The following is a 21,103-nucleotide window of genomic DNA, read 5'->3' as shown; positions in this document are numbered from 1 at the left end:
GGTGAAGAGCGATGAAATCAAAAAGAATTCAAAATGAGGCACCGGGGCCCCAAAAGAAAGGAAGTAATGCCTTTCTGCGGGAAATGAAAAAAAACAAAGGGCTCTATGTGATGTGCCTGCCTGCGCTGATTATACTGATTATGTTTTGCTATATACCTTTTGCAGGTACCTGGATGGCATTCACTGATTTCAATGTTGTGGATGGTATCTTTGGAAGTAAATTTGTGGGACTTGATAATTTTAAATATTTCTTTTCAACCAGCAGCATGGGGTGGCGGGTTACCTATAATACGCTGTTTATTAACTTTTTTGGAATTATCTTAGGATTGATTGTTCCTATTAGTATAGCGATTTTCTTTAATGAAGTAAGAAGTAAAGTCTTTAAGAAACTGACCCAGAGCTTTATGTTCTTCCCGTACTTCCTTTCCTGGGTAGTAGTAGGAGCAATTATCTACGGATTTTTCTCAACGGATGTCGGGGTTATTAATCATATGCTGCAATCGATTGGATTACAGCCGGTAAAGTGGTATGCAGAGCCGAAATACTGGAAGGGCATTATAATCATAGCCAGTATGTGGAAGTGGAGCGGATACAGCTCTATCATATACATGGCTGCTATGGCCAACTTTGACGGTTCTTTGTATGAAGCTGCAGAGGTTGACGGTGCAAGCAAGTTTCAGAGGATTGTTTATCTGACGGTTCCCATGCTAAAGCCTACGGCGGTGGTATTGACCTTAATGAGCATCGGACGTATTTTCTACGGCGATTTTGGTATGATCTACGGTATCGTAGGAAACAATCCGGTTCTAATCGATGCGGTAACCGTTATTGATACTTATGTTTATCAGACTATGAGAACTCTCGGATTTTCCTATGCAACTGCAATAGGTCTGTTCCAGTCAGTAATGGGGTTAATCCTGGTTACAGTCGCTAATAAAATGGCGAAAAAATACAACGATGGGGAGGGCTTATTTTAATGAGAAAAAACAAATCCTTCGGCGACCATATGGTAACGCTTATAGCGTACCTGTTCATCGGGTTATTTGGACTGCTTTGCCTGTATCCCCTTATTCTGACTCTGAGTGTGTCTCTTTCAGGAGAGCATGAGATTGTTATGCATGGATACTCGGCTATTCCTCAGAAGTTTACCTTTAATACTTATATTTATATTTTTGCAAATAGCGGTATGCGTATCTTAAAATCCTATGGAATTACGATTTTTGTAACAGTGGTTGGTACTCTTGGCGCTATGATAGTAACCAGCATGATTGCCTTTGCCTTATCGATTCAAAGTCTAAAATACAGAAATATTATCGCTTTCATATGTAATTTTACCATTGTATTTTCCGCAGGATTAATTCCCTGGTACGTGGTATGCGTTAATTATTACGGGCTGAAGAATAATATTTTGGCGCTGATTTTACCATCCATCTTCAGCGTCTGGAACATGTTTTTAATGAGAACTTATTTTTCAAGTATCTCACCGTCCTTATATGAAGCAGCTAAGATAGACGGAGCCAGTTATTTTCGAATCTATTGCAGAATTGCTATTCCGCTCAGTAAAACAGCAGTTTTGACAGTAGGTCTTATGTATGCTTTACAGTATTGGAATGACTGGTGGAATGCTTTGATTTTTATTAACAATAAGAATCTGTTCCCTCTTCAGTACTACTTATACACAATATTATCCAATGTAAATGCTATCAGTTCAGGACGGATTCCTTCCGGTGCAGCAGCAGGGATAACGCTGCCCTCTGAAACCGTGAAGATGGCAGTTACCGTAATTACCATTGGTCCAATTATCTTCTTATATCCCTTTGTACAAAAATATTTTGTGCAGGGTATTATGACAGGTGCAGTTAAGGAATAGGTTCCTTGAAACAATTGTTGTGAAGCCGGTATAAAGGCTTAACATAAAACCAAAAGGAGGATGCAGCAATGAAAAGACTATTTATACTAGCCGCTGCCGTTATTATGGCAATCGGCTTACTTGGGGGATGTAACAGTAAAAATGATGCAAAAGACTCTGGAAAGATGAAAACCGTAACAATTCTCTATCCCGGCGATGAAAGTGACAGAATGTCTGAATTTATGAGTAATGAATTCGCTCAGAAAATGAAAGAGGACCTGGGGATTAAGGTGGAGATGGTTTATACACCTTGGGATCAGTACTGGGAACAGAAGGATATCATGCTTGCTGCCCAGGAACCGATTGACTTGTATTGGGATGGACTTCCTGATCTTGCTACTATTGTAAATAAGAAGCAAGCAACGGTACTTAATGACTTAATTGACAAATACGGGCAGAATATGCTCAAGGTACTTCCGAAAGAACAGCTGGAAGGCTCAACCATTAACGGGAAGATTTATGGAATTCCTTCTGCTTATGCACCTTCCTCCGGTATGTACCAGATGGTATGTGTTCGCCAGGATATTCTGGAAGCCTGCGGCATGACTGAGATTAAGACAGCTGAAGACCTGAAGGCTTTTGCGGAGAAGGCAAAAGAGTTATTTCCTGAAATGAAAGGCCCGGCAGATCCAATCTTTAAACCTCTGACCAGATATTTCGGAGATGAGCAGCTTACCTGGTGTGCCAATGAAGACAGTGTAGTTTATGGAGAAAAAACAAACAAGGTATATGATTACTATGAAACAGATGCTTTTAAGAAAGTAGCCCAATACAACCGTCAGATGTACAATGAGGGCCTGTATACCGATGATCTGACCACCAAGTACAATGAAAGAGATTCCCGTATGCAGACCGGTTTGTATCTGTGGGTAGAAGGTTCTTTAGGCAAGGAAAATGAGATTATCGACAGCGTAAAGGCAAATGCTCCCGATGCCAGATTAAAGACCTATATTCTGAAGCCGGAGGAACCGCGTTACATTATTGCAACCGGCGGCGAAGTACTTTGCATACCGGAGACAGCACCGAATCCGGAAGGGGCAATGAAATTTGTAAACTGGCTGTACTCATCCCAGGATAATTATCTCATGGCTTTGTATGGTGTAAAGGACAAAGATTATCAAATCGTTGACGGTAGAATCAAGAAACTGGTAAATGATGAATTCTTCTATGAATGGATGTTCCGCAATAAGAACTATCAGTTATTTGCTCCTAGCATAGACCAGAGCTATATTGATACTTATGAAAAATGGGATAACGAGGCTATCACCTCTAATATGCTTGGCTTCCGTTTTAATAACGAAAAGGTAAAGGTACTGGAAGCAGCAATTAAAGAAGTGGCAGGAAAGCAGATGGCACCGATACTCTATGGATTCGTAGATTATGATACAGAGTACCCTAAGGCCCTGGATGCATTGAAAAAAGCCGGTATTGATGAATATGTGGCAGAAGTTCAAAAGCAGATGGATGAGTTCCAGGCTGCAAAGAATAAATAAATTACCATAACCCGCCGGATGACTAACTTCCATTCCGGCCGGGGAAATGCAGAATAGGCCACCCGTCAGCGAATATTAGTATTACTGGGGTGGCCTTTTTATTAAAACAAAAAGCAGTTTTTCAACTACAAATTCAGGAATAACAGATCAAAGATCTGATATTAACGAAAGGAGATAGGTTGAAAAACAAAAAGAAGTTTTTCAACTACAAATTCAGGAATAACAAATCAAAGATTTGTTATTCACGAAAGGAGATATTATGATAAAACCGGTTTTGGTAATTATGGCAGCAGGAATGGGGAGCAGATACGGCGGGCTAAAACAGATTGACCCTATTGACAGCCAGGGAAACCTGATTATTGATTTTTCAATTTATGATGCGGTAAGAGCGGGATTTGAGAAAATAATATTTATTATAAAGCCTGAGATTGAAGAGGATTTTAAGCAAAGAATCGGCAACCGTATTGCTGAAAAAGTGGAGGTGGAGTATGTCTACCAGAAGCTTGATGATCTGCCGGAAGGCTTTGTGGTACCGGAGGGCAGGAACAAACCCTGGGGCACCGGGCATGCAATACTTAGCTGCCGTAATGTGATTCAAGGCCCCTTTGCTGTAATCAATGCGGATGATTATTACGGAAAACAGGCATTTTCCATGATATATGAGACACTGGTTTCTACAGAAGATTCAGAGAAGTTCCAGTATTCCATGGTAGGATACTTATTAGAAAATACGTTAACGGAGCATGGACATGTTGCACGGGGTGTGTGCAGCGTGGACATGGAGGGCAGACTGAGAGAAATAGTAGAAAGAGTACATATTGAAAAACAGGGTAACAGTGCGATCTATACAGAAGACGATGGAAAGACCTGGGAAGAACTTCCGGCTTCCAGTATTGTATCCATGAATCTTTGGGGATTTCATAAAAGCATTCTTCCAGTTTTAGAGGAGAAATTCACGGAATTTTTGCAGAATGGTGCGGTGCTTAATCCTTTGAAGGCCGAATATTTTCTGCCCAGCGTTGTCGGAGAATTGATAAGGGAAGAGAAAGCGGAAGTAAAAGTGCTGGAGTCCAGGGATAAATGGTATGGTGTAACTTATAAGGAAGACAAGGAAGCAGTAATGAGAGCAATACAGAACCTGAAAGATACAGGAATATATCCGGAGAAGCTCTGGATTTAACGAAATAACCGGCATGGGAGGATTAACTATGACAAGGGAAGAATATTGCTCCAGAATACAGGAAGCTATTCAGGCAATCGGGTTCCAGGGAGAATTTCTGGATTACAGCCGTTATGGCAGCGGACACATTAATGATACCTTTTTAATTCGTTTTAAAGAATCGGACGGACACATTGAAAAGTATATCCTTCAGAGGATGAATCATGAAATATTTAAAAAACCGGAGGAATTAATGAAAAACATCTGTAACGTAACCTCCTTTCTTCGGGATAAAATAGAAAAAAATTCAGGGGATGTCAAAAGAGAAACCATGAATGTGGTTTATACAAAAGACGGCAGCCCTTATTTTAGAGATAGTATTGGTTCCTATTGGAGAGCATACCTCTTTATCGGGGATGCCGTCTCCTTTGACAGAGTGGAGAATGTGAAGGACTTCTATGAAAGTGCCGTATCCTTCGGGCATTTTCAGAACCTTTTGGCAGACTATGATGCCGGCAGCCTATATGAGACAATACCGGATTTTCACAATACTCCGGTCCGCTTTGAAACATTTAAGACAGCGGTTGCTGCAGACCTCCTCGGACGAGCGGCAGAAGTACAAACTGAAATACACTTCCTGCTTGAGCGGGCAGAAGAAATGAAAGTGTGTATGGACCTGCTGAAAGCAGGAGAACTGCCCCTCCGGGTTACTCATAATGACACTAAGCTGAATAATATATTAATTGATAACAGTACCGGAAAGGGTATCTGCGTCATTGATCTGGATACTGTCATGCCCGGGTTATCTATCTTTGACTATGGGGATTCCATCCGTTTCGGGGCAAATACTGCTGCCGAGGATGAGACAGATTTATCAAAAGTCTCTCTGGACCTGAATCTATTTGAGATTTACACCAAGGGGTTCTTAGAAGGCTGTAACGGCAGCCTAACTGAAAAAGAAGTAGAAATGCTGCCAATGGGAGCCAAGCTAATGACCTTGGAGTGCGGTATGCGTTTTCTGACAGATTACCTTCAGGGGGATACTTATTTTCGAATTCACCGGGAAGGACATAATCTGGACCGCTGCAGAACGCAGCTTAAACTAGTTGAAGATATGGAACAGAAATGGAATGAAATGAGCAGGATTACGGGTAAATATCGTTAGCTGTAAGCAATTGATTACAGTTAATTCAATAAATACAGTAGTTTATTACCTGACAAGCAGAAATTTATGGTATAATTACCGTGACTGGCGTTAAAATAAAAGTCGGGGATAATAAAAATAAGAAAATTTAAAGTTGTGAAAGGGGTCAATATGGCAATATTGGTGACCGGCGGTGCCGGATATATCGGAAGTCATACCTGCGTGGAATTGTTAAATGCCGGCTATGAAGTAGTCGTAGTTGATAATCTGTGCAATTCCAGTGAAGAGGCTTTAAGAAGAGTAAAAGAAATTACCGGAAAGAACATAAAATTTTACAAAACAGATCTGTTATGGGAGAGGGAATTAAGAGAAATCTTTCAGACAGAGAAGATAGATGCGGTTATTCATTTTGCCGGGTTAAAGGCGGTAGGCGAATCCGTACAAAAGCCGTTGGAATATTATCATAACAATATCACCGGAACGCTGGTACTGCTTGGTGTGATGAGAGAATTCGGAGTAAAGAACATCGTTTTTAGTTCTTCCGCTACGGTTTATGGTAAACCGGAAACCGTCCCTATAAAGGAGGATTTCCCCCTGTCAACCACTAACCCTTATGGAAGTACGAAATTAATGCTGGAAAACATCCTGAGAGACTTGCATCATGCAGATTCCTCCTGGAATATTATATTGCTTCGCTATTTTAATCCAATAGGTGCCCATAAAAGCGGCTTAATTGGGGAAGACCCTCAGGGAATTCCTAATAATCTGGTTCCCTATATTACCCAGACGGCAGTAGGAAAGCATGAAGCTGTCGGTGTATTTGGAAATGATTATGATACCCCTGACGGAAGCGGAGTCAGAGACTATATACATGTTGCTGACTTGGCAGACGGACATGTAAAGGCAGTTGAGAAGCTGGCGCAGCAGCCCGGTTTATGTACCTATAATCTTGGCACCGGCACCGGTTACAGTGTTTTTGATATGATAAAAGCTTTCTCCCGTGTATGCGGTAAAGACATTCCCTATGTATTAAAACCCCGCCGGCCAGGAGATATAGCAGTCTGCTATGCAGATGTTACTCTGGCAAGGGAAGAACTTGGGTGGAGTGCTAAAAGAGGACTGGATGAGATGTGCGAAGATGCTTGGCGCTGGCAACAGAATAATCCAAATGGCTACAAATAATTTGTCAGGTAAGACATTTTTCCTACATAGGTTTGAGCCTACGAAATCCTCGGCACAAACCTGAGGTGTATTGGCGTATGGAGGTTACTATGAATTATGAAGTGCATAGAATAACTAGTTTGGAACAGTTGGAGGAATGCGAGAAGTTCTGCATTGATCATTATCAGTGGGCAGATGGAGAGAAGCCGGAAGCTTATGGAAGAATGGGACTGTTAGAGGGTTATGGTTTGATTATTTCCATGACTGCGGTAGAGAGGAATCCTTTAAGAACCTTTACCAAGGAGAACGACCCTGTTTATGAGGATAGTGCCATGGAAGCATTTTTAAGCTTTTCAGCGGGAGGGTCAGATCAAACTTATCTAAATTTTGAGATGAATGCAAACGGTGCAATGTTAAGCCAGTTTGGTACTGCAAAAGCACGGGAGTTCATTTCCTATGACAAGGAACAGAAAGCGATATGTGAAGCTGGCATCAAGGAAGATTCCTGGAGCATCCTTCTAAAGATTCCTATGGGACTGATTGTACGGTTCTTTGGTGGCGGCCCCCTGCAATCCGGGGACAGTTTTACCTGCAATTTTTATAAGGTATGCCAGACACCAGGTCAGGAGCATTACGGAAGCTTTGCTCCTATTATCAGCGAAAAACCAAATTTTCATCTGCCGGAATTTTTTCAAAGGGCAGTGATTATATAAGTCTGTTACGAACTAAAATAAAACTGCCGATTTCTTTTGGAATTGACAGTTTTTTTCTACCCTTTGATTATGTTATAATATTGATAATACATGCAATCACATCGGAGGCCTGGCTATGGAAGAAAAGTTGCTGTTTCGTAAAGGAACAAAAGAAGATAGAGATGAGATTTGTGAGCTTATTTTTAACGGAGTGAGAGAAATGGTAGCAAACGGAATCTATCAATGGGATGAAATATATCCGAACCGAGAAGATGTGGAACAGGATATTGAAAAGGACGAGCTTTCTGTAGGATTATCAGATGGTGATATAGCTGTTACTTTCGTAATTAATAAGGATTGCGACGAGCAGTATGACGGGGGAAAGTGGGTGCTTGATACGGAGAATTACAAAGTAATTCACAGGCTTTGTGTGCATCCTAAGTTTCAGAATAGAGGATTTGGAAAACAGACTTTGGTGCACATTGAGAATAACTTAAGGGAGCAGGGGGTATCTTCTATAAGACTGGATGCATTTACCCAGAATCCTTATGCATTAAAGATGTATCAATCAATAGGTTATCATATCGCAGGAGAGGTTAACTTCCGTAAGGGCAGGTTTTACCTGATGGAAAAAGTGATTACTGTATAAAAAAATTAAGGAGGTACATGGCAGATGAGGAAAGTAGTGTTATACATTGCAACAAGTCTGGATGGGTATATCGCAACGAAAGAAGACTCATTGGAGTGGTTATTTTCTACGGAAGGCGAAGGAGACAACGGGTATTCAGAGTTTATCGAACATGTTGATACTGTTATTATGGGCAGAAGAACTTATGACTGGATTCTGAATGCAGAGGGGGATAATTTCCCTTATAAGGATAAGGAATGCTTTGTTTTTTCCGAAAGGAAACAGGGTAAGGATGAGTATGTCCGTTTTTTTAATGGGGATATTACCGAGTTCATTAAGAATCTAAGGCAGAAAGAGGGGAAGGATATCTGGGTAGTTGGCGGAGGTGAGCTGCTACAGCACTTTATAGCAAATCGGTTGATAGATGAATGGTTTATTACGATAGCTCCGACAATTATAGGAGATGGAATACCTCTGTTTAAGAAGAATGATTTTGAAACAAGGTTAAGATTATTAGGTGTAAGAAGAGTTAACCAATTTGCAGAGCTGCACTACGAGACAATATAACTATCCAGCAATATGCGGCAGAAGAAGCCGGGCAGAAGAATTTGATATTGTATATGATAAGGTCAGGAGGTGAGAGCGTGGATTGGATTGAGAAATTGAATAAGTCTATAAGATATATTGAGGATAATCTGGACAAGGAAATATCTTATGAGAAATTAGCCGGTTTTGCAGATTGTTCCGTCTACAATTATCAGCGGATGTTTTCCTATCTTGCAGACAAGCCGTTGGCTGAATATATCAGGAACAGACGCCTTACCGTGGCTGCTTTTGATCTGTTAAACGGCAGGGACAGGATTATCGATATTGGCTTAAAGTACGGCTATGAATCCCAGGATGCATTTTCCAGGGCGTTTAAGAATTTTCATGGAGTATCGCCGTCCAGAGTCAGGAATGAAACCGTACAACTGCGGTCCTGTCCAAAGCTCTCCTTTCAAATCACGATAAAGGGAGAACATCATATGAATTATCAAATTGAACAATGGCCTGCTTTTCGGGTGATGGGAATATCGTACCGAGTAAAAACCGAGAAAGCTTTTGAGGTTATTCCTGGGATATGGGAAGCTGCCTGGAAGAATGGTGTAATGGATTCATTTATGACAAACTATCCGGATTATAGACCGGCGGGGTTTCTTGGTATTGCAGAGGGAGGCAGATGGGGTAATGCAGAAGAGATGAGGTATATCCTTGCAGTCACGAATTGGGTAGATGGGGAAGAGTGTACACCTATTTCACCTCCGGAAGGAATGGAAGAAATCTCGTATCCCGCAGCTACCTGGGCAGTATTTGAAGCAAATGGGGAGTTACCGGAGGCAGTACAGCGAGTCTACAAGCAATTCTACACGGAATGGCTCCCCAATTCCGGTTATGCACTGGCTGACCTTCCTGTAATCGAATGCTATTTACAGGAGAACCGCCAGGAGGTATGGATAGCTGTGGAAAATAAATAGTTTCCGGAAAGAAATAATAGTAGCAGCACTTTTTCTGATACTGCATATGTTATCTATAATATGCGAAAGGCAAGGAAAGCTGGTCTTCTATGAAGGCAGAGAAAACAACCTATTTTAATATCAGAAAGAAAGTAATAGCCAGTGTAACACAGGAGGGGTGGAAGGATATTCCTCATGTGTCATATGTCTATGAAGCGGATGTTACAAAGTTCTATGAAGAATTTAAACAACTGGCAAACATATCTTTTAATACAATTCTGCTGAGGGTTATCGTGGAAGGAATCAAGTCGGCACCTCAGATGAATGCTGAAATACGTTATAATACCTTTCTTTTGTCAGGGCGGATTACCATAAAAGAAAAGATTAATATCAATATGCCGGTGCTGCTCCCAAGCGGAGAGATGATAACGGTTAATCTGCGCGACATAGGAACCAAACCCCTTGCAGCCATGGAGAAGCAGATAGCAGAGATGATGGAGCAGGTCAGAACATCGGATATGGAGCGTTCTCTATTAAGAGTCGGACTAAAGGACAGTTTAAGGAATCTGCGAAAGGGTAAGATAAGAAAAGTTATCGGTCGCAGTCTTGGGGCAGTTCTTTACAGTGATAACAGCCAAAGAAGTAAGGGAGTTATACTTAACAGGGAAATGCTAGATCAGGGGACCATAACGGTATCAAATCTTGGGGCGGCAATTAAGGGAACCCAGGGGAGAATTGGACTCCTGGATGTTATTCCGCCACAGGTTTGCGTCATCGGAATAGGAGTGCTCCAGGAGAAACCGGGAGTTTATCAGATGAAGGATAAGAAGTCCGCTATCGGTATCCGAAAGATACTTCCCATTACGATAGCCTTCGATCATCGTGCCTTGGACTTCGGAGAAGTGGCACCCTTTATAAACCGCTTGGAAGAAATTTTTCAGAATCCAAAGAGTATGCGTACCTGGTAACCGGTTTATTTTACTTCTATCAACCAAATACCCAATATAAAATCAACCCTTCAAATCAACCGAAGGGTTGATTTTTTTTATTCCCTTCTGAAGTATGATAAGTTGCATCAGTTAACAGATACAGTATCTGAGCCAAAGGCACAGGAAAGAAAGGGGAATAAGATTCGATGGAAGTAATGTTAAAGTGCAGTAAGCTGTCCAAAAGCTATAAAGAGAAGGTTGTTCTAAAGGGAATTGATTTTGAGGTGTATAAGGGTGAGATACTCTGCATTCTGGGTCCAAACGGAGCAGGTAAAAGTACCACTATAAATATATTGACAGCTTCTCTTAGCAGTAACGGCGGAGAAATTTCCTTTAAAGGGAGACAGATAAAACGCAGGAGGAAGGACTTAACAGATTATAAACAGGTATTAGGGATTGTTCCCCAGGACATTGCTCTTTATGAAGAGCTGAGTGCAGAGCGCAATTTAAGATTTTTTGCTTCTCTCTATGGCCTTCAGGGTGAAACTTTGAATACCGCGGTAGAAGAGGCGCTGGCATTTGCAGGGCTTACTGACAGGAGAAAGGATAAGGTCAAAACCTTCTCAGGAGGTATGAAGAGGCGCCTTAACATAGCCTGCGCTATCGCTCATAAACCGGAACTGGTAATAATGGATGAACCCACGGTAGGAATAGACCCTCAAAGCCGCAACCACATTCTTGACTCTATCAGAAGGCTGCAGGAAAACGGGATGACAGTAATTTATACTACCCATTACATGGAGGAGGTAGAAGCAATCTCCACCCGCATAATTATTATGGATTACGGCGCAATTATCGCGGAAGGTACGAAGGAAGACCTAAAGGAGAGCATCGGAAATGATAAACGCTATACCATAGAACTGGAGGAGAGAAAGAAAATACAGGCGGAAGACCTATTCTCCATTGAAGGTGTGAAAAACGTGAAAATAGAAGAAAACATACTGGAGCTTTCTTCCCTAAAAGGAATAGAAAACCTTGACCGCATAATCGCCTTGCTTAGCGACCAAGGGGAAAAAATAAAGAACATTACCAGCGAAGCCACAAGTCTTGAGACGGTATTTCTAAAGCTTACCGGCCGAAAGCTAAGGGATTAGGGAGGGATACTATGAGACGCTTTTTCACTATTTTTAAACTGGATTTTGCTAATTTGTTTAAAAACCCGGTACTAGTAAATGCAAATACTTGTTTTTCAGCCCTATTAATAGTAATCTTAGGCTTTCTTGGCAGTGGAAATTATGCAAACAGCAAAACCTCTTACCAGTATTACTTGATTTCCATGCTCGTTTTCGGGATATTAAACGGAGCAATGACAGCTTCCAACTGCTTTATGGAGAGAGATATTAAGAAAGCAAATCTGAGAATTATTTATTCTCCTGTCGGAAGCTTTCCTATTTATTTTTCCAAGATCTTAGCTTCATTCCTATTTGATTATCTGCTTCATATTCTGGTCATTGCCCTTTTGTGCCCGCTGCTCCACGTAAGTATCGGGGTTCATCCGGCGTATTTTATACTGTTGATGGCGCCAATGGAGTTTGCTGCTGCGGCTCTTGGAATCTTTTTTTGCTGTATATTTCACAGTGAGGAGGCCACCAGCACTTTACTTAGTACAACAGTCAGCCTTTTATGTGTGTTAGGCGGAACCTTCTTTTCTCTGGAGGGGCTGGGGCGTACCGTAGCATTCCTGTCGAGATTATCACCAGTGAAATGGGTGAATGAAGCCTTTTTTACACTTGCCTGTGATAACGATAGACATTATCTGTTACCAATGTTTAGCGCTGCTATCCTCCTTTCAGTATTGCTGGTTGCAGGCTGCAGTCTGACCTTTAAAACGGAGGATTACCTATGAAGACATTTATCACGGTACTAAAAAATAATTATCTGCGTACCCGTCCACGGATAATACTGCTTGTTGTTATGACGGCAATTGCCCTTTCTTCTACTATGCTGGCTGTTTATCTCTCGGGAGTACCCCATGTAAAGGGAAGGGTGGTGCTTATAACAAAAGATGAAAAGACAGTTTTAGGAGAACAATCTAAATATCTCAAATTTAGCGTTGCTCAAAAGGAACCTCCTTATTCCGCACTTGTGGAGCAGAAATATGATGCCTATGTAACCCTTAAAACCGATGGAAATTATACGATTAAAACTCTTAAAAATCAAAAGTACGAAGAAATGCTTTTATATCTGCTGACACATCCAAAGGCAAAACCGCCGAAGATAGGCTATGAAAGGGGGATAGGAGCTAATATTATTGGATTTATGATGATGTTTTTAATGATGCTTTCCTTTTCCAACCTGTTTGTCTTTGCAGATGATAAAGAACAGGGACAGATTAAAAAGGTCTTTGCAGCACCGGCGTCTTTCTGGGGTTATCTATTGGCTCATGTGACCTATTGCCTTTCTTTGCTGTTTCCGGAATATATTTTACTGGTAATTCTAAAATTAAGCGGCAGGAATATCGGGTTCTCACTCTCAGAATATGCAGGGCTTATCGTTGTTATCGGATTCTTTGGAGTCTCTCTGGCAATGCTCTTATATGTAATGATACAAAAATCAGATAATGCTACTATGCTTGGAAATTCTATCATGGTACTGGCAACTACCTTGTCCGGCAGCTTTTACAGCTTTAGTAAGAATAATGATATACTGGACCATATAATAAAAGTACTGCCTCAAAAAGCAATAATGGACTTTATAGAGTATCTGGAGCAGGGGAAAGGTGTAGCGTATTGCGGCTATATTATCTATGTTATCCTTTTTTCAGCAGTGCTTTTTGCAATATCCTGTATAAAACTTCAGAAAATGTATATCAAACGGGTCTGAGCAGATTTTGAGAGCTTGCTTGTAAAAGGGGTTAATGAGTAATATAATAATAAAATAACGTGATATTAGTACCTAGGACTAAAACCTTGGTTTGATGATTAGATGTTACGAAAGGGGTTAACATGAGCCTTCCAAACGATACACTGCTGCTTTCTACAAAATTGAAAATTCCAGCTCCAAGAAAGAATTATATTCTCCGAAAGTGCCTGTTTGATAAGCTTTCTGCCTGTGAGGATATGAGCGTAATTTTTATCAGCGGCGGAGCCGGTACCGGTAAGACAACTCTGTTAACCTCTTTTATTCGAGAGACTTCTTTAAAAAATGTCTGTTGGCTGACTTTGGATTCTTCCAATGTCAATGTCTATTCCTTTTGGACGTATTTTATTGCGGCAGTGAGCTCCTATTGGGAAGAAGAAAGTTTACTGGATAGGATCCGGGCCAATTCCGACGCAACTCAAATGGAGGGTCTACTGATTGCTCTTATTAACAGACTGTGTGGTGAAACGGATTATTACATGGTTCTGGATGATGTCCAGTATATAAAGGATGAAATGTTAGTTAAGACTCTGGAATTTTTTCTAAAATCCATGCCGTCTAATTTTCATCTTTTTCTTTTATCCAGAGAAGAGCCGCCGGTGTACTTAGGACCCCTAGCAATGTCTGCAAGACTGCTTTTCATCGATGGGAACCAGATGAGGCTGTCTCAGGAGGAAGGCATATCTTTTCTTAAAACTACCTTAAAACTTGCTGTTAGTGAGAGAGAGCTTACAGAGTTAAATAACTATGCGGAAGGTTGGATTGGAGGCCTTCAATTATCCGTAGCAGCAGGACAATTAACGGGTCAGTTGTTACGAAACAGCAGCGGTATAACCGCAGAATATCTGACTCGTGAAATATATGAGTCTCTAACGGAAGGTGAGAAGACTTTTCTTATAAAAACAGGAGTTCTGTCCTATTTTAATGCTGCCCTATGCAGCAGGTTAATGGAAGAATTTTCAGCAGCTGATTTTGAACATATGATAGAGGGGCTTATAAAAAAGAATTTATTTATTATTTGTATTGATGAAGCAAAGGGGATATATCGTTACCACAATATTCTTTCAGAGTATCTGATAGGACAATTTGAAAAATATCCGGATAAACTTAAGATTGAATTCCATAAAAAAGCCGGAGATATTTTTAGTGATCTTGGGGATCCGGAAGAGGCAATGAATGAGTATTATGGAGCAGAAGATTATGACGCTATCCTTTTGGTGGCTAAGAAGATGGAAGGCAGAATGGAATCCTGGAGTTATCTTGACAGAATACCTCTTGACAAGCTGATGACGGATGTGGACCTTGCTGCCCAGTGTTTTATGTATAATCTTGGGAATGTCAGAGTGGAACGCTGCATGATGCTCTATCACAAGTTCAAGGAGTATTATGGGGATTCGGATGTTATTCATATTGTTAAGTTTGCCGAAAGTTACGTTCTGCAAACAGAAGGGATTATTCCGGAATACTATTCTCTTCCTGCAAGGCAGATTGAGCTTCTTCCTTTTGGGAAGATTGCAAAGGCAATGATTCTGGTTGAGAATTCCGCGGCTATGATAGAACAAATGCAATACGAGGAAGCCCGTAACTGCAATTTGAAGGCAATTCAGATATGCAATGGTACAAATGTATTTGTGGAATTTTTTGCGTATAACCAACTGGCACAAGTAAATGAAGAAATAGGGAATCTGAATGAAAGCCTCTCCTGTTATGCCAGGTCAAAGGAGCTGTTTCAAAGCCTTTCTTTGATGGCAGGAATCGGAATCAATTATCACTTTGGCCTTTTAGGAGTCTATATGAAGAGAATGGAACTTCAAAAAGCAGAGGAAACCCTGAAAGAGGTCAAAGAGCTAATAGACGCCAGGTACATACAATCGGATATTGCAAGTATAACCCTAGATTATCATCTGGCAGAGATGATGTTCTTAACTGGGGATAATGACGGCGGTGCACTGGCGGTGGAAGATTTAATAATGAGGTATGCTGCCTTTAGTAAGCTTAGCTTCAGCAGACTGGTGCATGAACTATCCTGTGCAGGAAAACTGACAGAGACCTTAGCCAATGAGTATTTAAAGGAGCTTGATAGTGCAGCCAATTTTAAATCACAGCCTTTTATGAGACTTCTCAGGGCAAGAATCTTATATAACCAGGGAGAAGTGAAGGAAGCCTGTAAAGAGGCGGAGGAGATAATGACCTTCTCCAGGATGCATGGGAATAAGATTCGATTAGTTGAGGCAGATATCTTAAAGATAGTTATCCTGTCGGGGAGTAAAAATCAGGTTTTATGCGGCAGAGAGATTGACAACCTGCTAAAGGAAGCTATTCATTATGCCTGGGAAGACCGTATACTGATACCCTTCTACCTGGACAGAAAGATACTTCTTCCTCTGATAAAGGAACTATTACAAAGAGAAGCAATGAAAGATTCAATTCCAGGCAAAGAGACAGAGTTTCTGAAAGAAGTTCTGGAGGTCTGCGGGGAAAAGGCGGCACCACTAAAAGCAGCGGAACTCTTATCTGAGCGTGAGAGGGAGGTTTTAGCAGAGCTTGCCAAGGGTATCACCAATCGGGAGATTGCAGAGAATCTGTGTATTTCCCAGGCTACGGTCAAAACACATGTACTAAGCATTTTTAGTAAACTGCAGGTATCTTCCAGAATGCTGGCAGTAGAAGCAGGGAGAAAGAAAGGCTTGTTAAGAACATAGAGATACAAATTATTATATGGGTTTAGGTAATGTAGAGGAGGCAGTTTATGAAAGCAATCATGGTTATGTATGACAGTCTTAGTAAGGGGTTTTTATCACCATATGGCTGTGAGTTTGTCCATACACCGAACTTTGAACGTCTGGCGAAGAAAACAGTGCGTTTTGATAATTTTTTTGTAGGCAGTATGCCCTGTATGCCTGCCAGGCGGGAATTGCATACCGGACGGTATAACTTTTTACATAGAGGCTGGGGACCGGTGGAACCTTTCGATGATTCCATGCCTCAGATTCTAAGGGAGCACGGAACGTATACCCATCTGGTTACAGATCATTATCATTATCTGGAGGATGGCGGAGCAACTTACCATAACCGTTATTCTTCCTTTGAAATATTCCGAGGACAGGAGGGGGATTATTGGAAAGGAGAAGTAAAAGACCCGGTTATTCCACCCTGTGAGAACTACCAGAAGGCCCAGGATATGCCAAGGCTCTGGCGGCAGGACTGGATTAACCGCAAATATCTGACCAGTAACAAGGAAATGCCCCAGTCCAGAACCTTTGCAGCGGGCCTGGAATTTATAGAAACGAATAAAGACAGTGACAATTGGTTCTTACAGATAGAGGCCTTTGACCCTCATGAACCCTTCTTTGCCGGGCAGGAATACAGAGATTTATATCCCCACCCTTACAGCGGCAAGCATTTTGATTGGCCAAGTTATGGACCGGTAAGGGAAAGTGAAGAGATGGTAAACCATATAAAGGCTGAGTACAGTGCCTTAGTTACCATGTGTGATGATAAGCTGGGACTGGTGCTTGATGCCATGGACAAGTATAACCTGTGGGAAGATACCATGCTTATAGTTAATACCGACCATGGCTTCTTAATGGGAGAACATAAATGGTGGGCAAAAAATATCGCACCTTTATATAACGAGGTTGCTAACACTCCCTTCTTTATTTATGACCCTCGTTATAAAAATGGCCCATATCTTCAAAATCCAACTTATGATAACAATATTTCCCATAATAACTTGACAGGAGTCTGTGAGAAACTGGCTCAGACCATTGATATTCCGGCAACCCTTCTGGATTTCTTTGGTGTTGATATTCCAAAGGACATGCAGGGAAAACCCTTAAGGAAAGCCTACGCCGAAAATGAGGTTATTCACGAACAGGTACTATACGGTTATTTTGGCGGTACTTTAAATACCAGTGACGGGCGCTATACCTATCTCAGGGCACCGGAGAAATCCGTGGACTATTATGAATATACCTTAATGCCCACCAACATGAACTGTATGTTCTCCACTGAGAAGTTACAGACTGCCGAGCTTTCAGAAGGCTTTGGCTTTACAAAAGGAGCCAAACTCCTTCAGTTTAGAGTATCAAACCCCTTTAACCTTTGCCTTGCTAAAAACCTATTATTTGATACAAAAGAAGATCCTAGCCAACTTCAAAATATAGATGATTCTCAGATGGAAACAAAGCTAATAAACGGCATGCTCACATTGCTGAAAAGCAGCGAAGCGCCTGCCGAGCAGTACGAGAGATTTGGTCTGCCAAAAGACAGAGAATTCACCCTTACCATGCTGTTGGAACAAAGAGAAGAAAGAGCAAAAAGAATGTCAGCTGGTATCTACGAGCAATATCAATGGCAACCAGAAGCAAAAGAGCTGTTCTATACCATATCATCCCTATTCCGCAGAGAACAGGCAGAACAACTGGAAAAAAACCTTGAGGATTACCTGGCTTCTAACCGGATTGAAAATCAGAACGATAAAACCATAAGAATTGAAGACCTCAACCAATATATAGAGCAGCAAGCAGAAACCATGCAAGAGCTGAAGCCAGTTAAGAAAGTATTACCTACACTGAATGCCTATGCAAAGGCATAACATAATGAAAAAATATTTAGTTTTTAGATTCAGTTGGTCACTGTAAACTAATCTAATAAAAATTTTGACATAAACAGCTGACAGGAAGGTGGTACTTAAGTTTAATCTCGAGAGGTTCTTTATGACACTTAAGCCACAGAAAATGCAACTAGGAAAAACAACGCCATTGTTTGAGCACGACAAACAACCTCCTCCATATAGTTACAGCGAGTTTGGCGCTGTTTTGACTGTCAGTTGCATTTGCTGTGGTTTTAGTGGAGTAAAGGTTCTCGAGGATAAACTTAAGTACCACCTTCCTGTCAGCGTCCGTTCGCCAAAAATTCATTTATGATAGGAGATAATAATGCCCCCCCTAAGTATATTGCTAAAACCTTCTTCCGGACTCTGCAATATGAGCTGTGACTACTGTTTCTATTGCGATGAGATGGAGAAGAGAGACAAAAGCTCACTTGGCTTTATGACAGAAGAAACCTTAAAGAACATCCTACGAAGGACACTACCAAGAGCCGAGGGAGGAATAAGCTATGCCTACCAGGGAGGAGAGCCAACTCTAAGCGGTTTGGAATTCTTTGAAAAGGCAATCTATTACCAGAAGAAATACAACAAAAATAACCTCCCCATAAACAATGCTCTCCAGACCAATGGCTATTCCCTGAATGAAGACTGGTGCCGTTTCTTTAAGGAAAATAACTTTCTTCTTGGGGTATCAGTAGATGGAACCAGGGAAATCCATAATGCTTACAGGCACAATAAGCTTGGAGAGGGTACCTATGATAAGGTATTAGATGGCATTCGCCAACTGGAGCGGTATCAGGTCGATTATAATATCTTAACTGTTGTAAATAGAAAAACAGCTGCCAACATAGAAGAAATCTATATGAAATACAAAAAAAACAACTGGAATTACCAGCAGTACATCGCTTGCCTTGACCCACTGGAAGAAAAACATGGACAGAACGAATATGCCTTAAGTCCAGAAGAATACGGCAGTTTCTTAATACGTTTATTCGACCTGTGGTATGAGGACTGCTTAAAAGGGAGACAGCCCTATATCCGCCAGTTCGAGAACTACATCGGTATTCTGATGGGACTATATCCAGAAGCCTGTGACCAAAGCGGAGTCTGCGGTCTCCAATATGTAGCAGAAGCTGACGGAAGCGTATATCCTTGTGATTTTTATATGTTGGACAAGTACCGTATCGGTAACTTCAATCAAGACCAACTGGACATCATAGACCGAAACCGAGAAACCATCCGCTTTATAGAAACCTCGCAAAAAATCAGCAAAGCCTGCAAAGAGTGCCCTTATCATTTCTTATGCCGGGGCGGCTGCCAGAGAAACCGGGATTTTAACGAGCAAAGCGGAGCTTACGATAATTATTTTTGCAAAAGCTTCTTTCAATTTTTTGAAATAGAATATAAAAAATTAATACATGTTGCAAAAATTTATCAAGAAAGCCACATATAGCGCAAAAGGGACCCCAACAAGCTTCCATTTGCCTGATAAAATCAATCCACAACCTAAATGCAACCTCAAGTGTCTGGAAAGGGTCTGACAGTGACTGATTGAAGGTTGGGTAAATTCACTTAGAGAGTTCATATATGGTGATAGGTTAAAAAAGTGCTTGTCTGACGAGCAAAGCGAGGAGTTTGCACTTTTTTAACCTGTTAATCACCATAAGTGAACTCTCTTAGTGAATTCCAGCCTTAGAATCGGAGCTGTCAGACCCTTTCCAGACACTTGAGGTTTCACTACTTACCAATTGATTCTATCAGGCAAACCACAGCCTGTCTTTTACCCCCACATTTCCCAAAACCCCCCCCACCATATTTCATGACAATTGTCATATGAACTCTTTACATTATGCACTTTTCTTCCAGATTCATAGCTGTTAATATAAATACCAATGAGTACCAATAAATTCCGGGAGGAAAAAGTAATGAGCGAAACAGTCGTAAAGATTGAGAATTTGGTAAAGCAATATAAAAACCTGACTGCAGTTGACCATTTTAACCTGCAGATAAAAGAAGGAGAAGTGTTAGGACTTCTAGGGCCTAACGGCTCCGGTAAAACCACTACAATAAATTGTCTTCTGTCGTTGCTTAGTTTTGAAGAAGGAAAAATTGAAGTGTTTGGTGAGAAGATGAAGCCGGAGAGTTATTCTCTAAAGAAAAACATGGGAGTAATCTTTCAGAACGTTGCAGTATTTGACACGCTTACTGTCTATGAGAATATTGATTTTTTCTGCGGACTCTACATAGAGGATAAAGAAAAGAGAAAAAAATACGTAGAAGAAGCTATACAATTTGTAGAGCTTGGCGAGTTCAAAAAATATTATCCGAAAAAGCTTTCAGGAGGGCTTCTCAGAAGATTAAATATTGCCTGTGGTATAGCCCATAAGCCCAAACTTATCATCTTAGATGAACCTACGGTTGCAGTAGACCCCCAGAGCCGCAATAAGATTCTGGAAGGAATTATGGAGCTGAACAAGCAAGGTGCAACCATCATTTACACCTCCCACTACATGGAAGAAGTAGAGGAAATCTGCTCCCGTATAGTTATCATGGATAAAGGCAGGAACATAGCAGAAGGAACCGCAGATGAACTTAAACGCATGATTAAGAATAATGAAACTATCTATATTGATATCCGTGCTATTTCTGAAGAAGATGTGGAGAATATCAAGAATTTAAAACATGTATATTCCGCAGTTTATGCAGAGGAGCGTCTTACAGTAAAATGTGACGGGGGTAATCACAACCTGATTCATGTAATGAACTATTTGCAGGATAGGGGAATCTCCTTCGGACGCGTGAATTCCGAAATGCCCACATTAAATGATGTATTTCTTGAAATCACCGGCAAAGAGCTGAGAGATTAGTTTGAATTATGAAAAACATAATTCAAACACAGGATTATGCCTGTGAAATCCTCGGCATAATCTTGAGGAGAGTTGGAAGTAACGCGGTATAAATTAG

18 protein-coding genes are annotated in these 21,103 nt (G+C 41.0%); all 18 read left to right on the top strand.

The genetic code is table 11. The features are described 5' to 3' along the window. Positions 1-11 precede the first annotated feature (11 nt). The 18 genes from bsdcttw_RS22945 (at position 12) to bsdcttw_RS22860 (ending at position 21,006) form a co-directional block, all read left to right on the top strand. Positions 12-977 (top strand): ABC transporter permease, encoded by a 966-nt coding sequence (locus bsdcttw_RS22945; RefSeq protein ID WP_185257083.1) that lies wholly within the window; start codon positions 12-14, stop codon positions 975-977. Continuing rightward, positions 977-1,870: a carbohydrate ABC transporter permease gene (locus bsdcttw_RS22940; protein WP_185257082.1), complete on the top strand. Its 894-nt coding sequence runs from the start codon at positions 977-979 to the stop codon at positions 1,868-1,870. Before bsdcttw_RS22945 ends, bsdcttw_RS22940 begins: the two co-directional genes overlap by 1 nt. A gap of 68 nt (positions 1,871-1,938) precedes the next feature. Continuing rightward, positions 1,939-3,402 carry an ABC transporter substrate-binding protein gene (locus tag bsdcttw_RS22935; protein WP_185257081.1) on the top strand — a complete coding sequence of 488 codons (1,464 nt, stop codon included), beginning with the start codon at positions 1,939-1,941 and terminating at the stop codon, positions 3,400-3,402. A 256-nt stretch (positions 3,403-3,658) separates the two neighbouring features. After that, the gene (locus bsdcttw_RS22930; protein ID WP_185259933.1) at positions 3,659-4,582 is read left to right on the top strand and encodes a nucleotidyltransferase family protein; all 924 of its coding nucleotides are present in this window, start codon (positions 3,659-3,661) and stop codon (positions 4,580-4,582) included. Between the two features lie 28 nt (positions 4,583-4,610). After that, positions 4,611-5,726, top strand: coding sequence for a phosphotransferase enzyme family protein (locus tag bsdcttw_RS22925; RefSeq protein ID WP_185257080.1), 1,116 nt, complete (start codon positions 4,611-4,613; stop codon positions 5,724-5,726). Positions 5,727-5,876: 150 nt separating this feature from the next. After that, entirely contained in the window at positions 5,877-6,887 is a 1,011-nt protein-coding gene (galE, locus tag bsdcttw_RS22920; RefSeq protein ID WP_185257079.1) for a UDP-glucose 4-epimerase GalE, read from the top strand. Positions 6,888-6,976: 89 nt separating this feature from the next. Further along, entirely contained in the window at positions 6,977-7,579 is a 603-nt protein-coding gene (locus tag bsdcttw_RS22915) for a carbohydrate-binding family 9-like protein (RefSeq protein WP_185257078.1), read from the top strand. Between the two features lie 115 nt (positions 7,580-7,694). Continuing rightward, complete coding sequence (locus bsdcttw_RS22910) at positions 7,695-8,207, top strand: GNAT family N-acetyltransferase (protein ID WP_185257077.1); 513 nt, start codon at positions 7,695-7,697, stop codon at positions 8,205-8,207. Positions 8,208-8,231: 24 nt separating this feature from the next. Beyond that, complete coding sequence (locus bsdcttw_RS22905) at positions 8,232-8,753, top strand: dihydrofolate reductase family protein (protein ID WP_185257076.1); 522 nt, start codon at positions 8,232-8,234, stop codon at positions 8,751-8,753. 77 nt (positions 8,754-8,830) lie between these two features. Beyond that, the gene (locus tag bsdcttw_RS22900; protein WP_185259932.1) at positions 8,831-9,700 is read left to right on the top strand and encodes an AraC family transcriptional regulator; all 870 of its coding nucleotides are present in this window, start codon (positions 8,831-8,833) and stop codon (positions 9,698-9,700) included. Between the two features lie 89 nt (positions 9,701-9,789). Continuing rightward, complete coding sequence (locus tag bsdcttw_RS22895) at positions 9,790-10,647, top strand: 2-oxo acid dehydrogenase subunit E2 (RefSeq protein WP_185257075.1); 858 nt, start codon at positions 9,790-9,792, stop codon at positions 10,645-10,647. Between the two features lie 167 nt (positions 10,648-10,814). Next, on the top strand, positions 10,815-11,762 hold the full coding sequence (locus tag bsdcttw_RS22890) for an ABC transporter ATP-binding protein (RefSeq protein WP_185257074.1): 948 nt from the start codon (positions 10,815-10,817) through the stop codon (positions 11,760-11,762). Positions 11,763-11,773: 11 nt separating this feature from the next. Continuing rightward, on the top strand, positions 11,774-12,514 hold the full coding sequence (locus bsdcttw_RS22885) for an ABC transporter permease (RefSeq protein ID WP_185257073.1): 741 nt from the start codon (positions 11,774-11,776) through the stop codon (positions 12,512-12,514). After that, positions 12,511-13,491: an ABC transporter permease gene (locus bsdcttw_RS22880; protein WP_185257072.1), complete on the top strand. Its 981-nt coding sequence runs from the start codon at positions 12,511-12,513 to the stop codon at positions 13,489-13,491. Before bsdcttw_RS22885 ends, bsdcttw_RS22880 begins: the two co-directional genes overlap by 4 nt. Positions 13,492-13,613: 122 nt before the next feature. After that, on the top strand, positions 13,614-16,229 hold the full coding sequence (locus bsdcttw_RS25360; RefSeq protein ID WP_330602327.1) for a helix-turn-helix transcriptional regulator: 2,616 nt from the start codon (positions 13,614-13,616) through the stop codon (positions 16,227-16,229). Positions 16,230-16,276: 47 nt separating this feature from the next. Next, positions 16,277-18,124 (top strand): sulfatase, encoded by a 1,848-nt coding sequence (locus bsdcttw_RS22870; protein WP_185257071.1) that lies wholly within the window; start codon positions 16,277-16,279, stop codon positions 18,122-18,124. 343 nt (positions 18,125-18,467) lie between these two features. Next, the gene (locus bsdcttw_RS22865; protein ID WP_185257070.1) at positions 18,468-19,592 is read left to right on the top strand and encodes an anaerobic sulfatase maturase; all 1,125 of its coding nucleotides are present in this window, start codon (positions 18,468-18,470) and stop codon (positions 19,590-19,592) included. Positions 19,593-20,064: 472 nt separating this feature from the next. Further along, positions 20,065-21,006, top strand: coding sequence for an ABC transporter ATP-binding protein (locus bsdcttw_RS22860; RefSeq protein WP_185257069.1), 942 nt, complete (start codon positions 20,065-20,067; stop codon positions 21,004-21,006). The last annotated feature ends 97 nt before the right edge of the window (positions 21,007-21,103 follow it).

It is taken from the genome of Anaerocolumna chitinilytica, assembly GCF_014218355.1.
In the GTDB taxonomy this organism is placed as follows: domain Bacteria; phylum Bacillota; class Clostridia; order Lachnospirales; family Lachnospiraceae; genus Anaerocolumna; species Anaerocolumna chitinilytica.
This window is presented reverse-complemented; position numbering and strand designations above follow the sequence as displayed.

Coding starts and splice junctions, on each gene's coding strand:
- bsdcttw_RS22895 (WP_185257075.1), top strand. CDS start 9,790: ATGAAGGCAGAGAAAACAACCTATTTTAATATCAGAAAGAAAGTAATA.
- bsdcttw_RS22885 (WP_185257073.1), top strand. CDS start 11,774: ATGAGACGCTTTTTCACTATTTTTAAACTGGATTTTGCTAATTTGTTT.
- galE (WP_185257079.1), top strand. CDS start 5,877: ATGGCAATATTGGTGACCGGCGGTGCCGGATATATCGGAAGTCATACC.
- bsdcttw_RS22940 (WP_185257082.1), top strand. CDS start 977: ATGAGAAAAAACAAATCCTTCGGCGACCATATGGTAACGCTTATAGCG.
- bsdcttw_RS22925 (WP_185257080.1), top strand. CDS start 4,611: ATGACAAGGGAAGAATATTGCTCCAGAATACAGGAAGCTATTCAGGCA.
- bsdcttw_RS25360 (WP_330602327.1), top strand. CDS start 13,614: ATGAGCCTTCCAAACGATACACTGCTGCTTTCTACAAAATTGAAAATT.
- bsdcttw_RS22890 (WP_185257074.1), top strand. CDS start 10,815: ATGGAAGTAATGTTAAAGTGCAGTAAGCTGTCCAAAAGCTATAAAGAG.
- bsdcttw_RS22915 (WP_185257078.1), top strand. CDS start 6,977: ATGAATTATGAAGTGCATAGAATAACTAGTTTGGAACAGTTGGAGGAA.
- bsdcttw_RS22935 (WP_185257081.1), top strand. CDS start 1,939: ATGAAAAGACTATTTATACTAGCCGCTGCCGTTATTATGGCAATCGGC.
- bsdcttw_RS22870 (WP_185257071.1), top strand. CDS start 16,277: ATGAAAGCAATCATGGTTATGTATGACAGTCTTAGTAAGGGGTTTTTA.
- bsdcttw_RS22945 (WP_185257083.1), top strand. CDS start 12: ATGAAATCAAAAAGAATTCAAAATGAGGCACCGGGGCCCCAAAAGAAA.
- bsdcttw_RS22905 (WP_185257076.1), top strand. CDS start 8,232: ATGAGGAAAGTAGTGTTATACATTGCAACAAGTCTGGATGGGTATATC.
- bsdcttw_RS22865 (WP_185257070.1), top strand. CDS start 18,468: ATGCCCCCCCTAAGTATATTGCTAAAACCTTCTTCCGGACTCTGCAAT.
- bsdcttw_RS22910 (WP_185257077.1), top strand. CDS start 7,695: ATGGAAGAAAAGTTGCTGTTTCGTAAAGGAACAAAAGAAGATAGAGAT.
- bsdcttw_RS22880 (WP_185257072.1), top strand. CDS start 12,511: ATGAAGACATTTATCACGGTACTAAAAAATAATTATCTGCGTACCCGT.
- bsdcttw_RS22860 (WP_185257069.1), top strand. CDS start 20,065: ATGAGCGAAACAGTCGTAAAGATTGAGAATTTGGTAAAGCAATATAAA.